General features: G+C 40.9%; 1 protein-coding gene and 1 pseudogene. One reads left to right on the forward strand and one right to left on the reverse strand.

The genetic code is table 11. From position 1 onward, the window contains the following. On the forward strand, positions 1-1,407 hold a 1,407-nt coding region (locus tag DKW60_RS21930), incomplete at its 5' end, for an immunoglobulin-like domain-containing protein (protein WP_146203551.1). On the opposite strand, the pseudogene DKW60_RS21935 reads toward DKW60_RS21930, so the two are convergent. Continuing rightward, positions 1,364-1,698: pseudogene (locus DKW60_RS21935) on the reverse strand (hypothetical protein); the annotation flags it as partial. The gene DKW60_RS21930 and the pseudogene DKW60_RS21935 overlap by 44 nt on opposite strands.

Here is a 1,698-nt window from a genome sequence, read left to right on the forward strand (position 1 = left end):
CGGGGTGGTTTGATCGCTTACGTTGAGGATACTTCCCCAGTAATCACGCTAACCGGTGAGAGCCAAATATTTCTTCGGCAGGGTAGCGTCTATAACGAAAAAGGAGCTATAGCAAATGATGATATAGATGGGGAACTACCTGTATCTCAGAGCGGAGAAGTAAATACCCAGGAAATTGGAATTTACACGATAAGCTACACAGCAATCGATACTTCCGGCAACGAGACTAAAGCTGAAAGGCTTGTTCAAATAGTGCCTACAGATACTGATTATCTTGAAATGTGGAGTTCGCATATTGGAACAGAAAATCAGTATGAGTCCTTTGAGGATTTAGCAGTTAATGATAGTGGAAAAATTTATGCTGTAGGGAAGCCGCCTGGTAGCAGTTCTTCTGCTGAGCAGGTCTCCTCTAGTGTCTTGATTACTAGTGTTGACAATATAGATGGTACTACCATTTGGTCGCTGGCTGCTGACGACAGTAAGGCAAGTGTTTTATATAGTGTTGCCTCAGACAGTAATGATAATCTCGTTGGTGCTGGAAGTATTAAAAGTGGTCAGACGAGTACAAATGCATTAATTCTAAAATTTGACAATGATGGAAATGAGCTCTGGCGTAAGGAGTTTGGAGGAGCGGGTAGTAATGCGGTTGTTGACGTCGCTATAGATAATGAAGATAACATTTATGTTATAGCAATACTTGATAGCAATCCTTATAACGGTAAGCCTTCGTTATTAAAATACAGCTCAGGTGGTGACTTACTTAATACAATCGAGATTGAGTCTTTTGGTATTGATTTGGAATATTTAGATGCATTTAAGTATCACTATAAGTATGGAATAGCCTTCGATTCAGATAATACTGTGTATCTTTATGGGTATTTTTCTGGTTCAACTATAATGAAAATCGACCAGAATGGAGTGATCCAATGGATAAAGGTTTTTCCAGAAGGGACTGTTGGTTTCACATATATCCATAAGCTACTCATTCGCGATGGGTACACATACGCAGTAGGTTACCGGGCATCCGAAGGGGGGAGTTTTGACGATTATGGCGTGCTTGTGAAATTAGACTCTGATGGAAATACTATGCTTGATGTGAATTATCTGAGCCTCAGTTCTTATGGTACAAGGTTTCACAGCTTAGCAATAAATGCAGATGGAACAATTACCGCTGTGGGTTTTGCTCGTTTCGCCTATACGGATGAAGACGGAATAGTTGTCACCTTTGATCAAAATGGTAATAAGGTACATGATAGTAGATATGGTAATGACGAGGATGTTCGATCTTCGGATCGTTTTCGAAGCATAGTATCAAATGGAAATGGGAATATTTTTATTGTTGGTTCACTCTGTACACGACAATTTAGAAATCCACGATTGAAAAACCATGGCCATTCGTTGATTTAGTAGGTTCCAACCAGTCAGGTGGGCACAGAAACAACAATAATAAGCGACTAGTCTCCAGTGCATCCAACGCACCTGACATCAACTGATCGGTCAGGTGATCCAGGCCATAGCGGAACAGGTTTTTCTCAAGGCGGCCATGATTTTTAACACGTAACGGCTTAATCATTTTGTGCTTCCATTCACCTGTTTTATGCGCCCAACAAAACCCAATCACCAGTAAAGCCACCATCTTCTTAATTCGAAAGTAATGCGTTAGACGGGTAACTTCCATGTTGAACCCACGGCCTTTCA

Source organism: Leucothrix pacifica, assembly GCF_003172875.1.
In the GTDB taxonomy this organism is placed as follows: Bacteria; Pseudomonadota; Gammaproteobacteria; order Thiotrichales; family Thiotrichaceae; genus Leucothrix; species Leucothrix pacifica.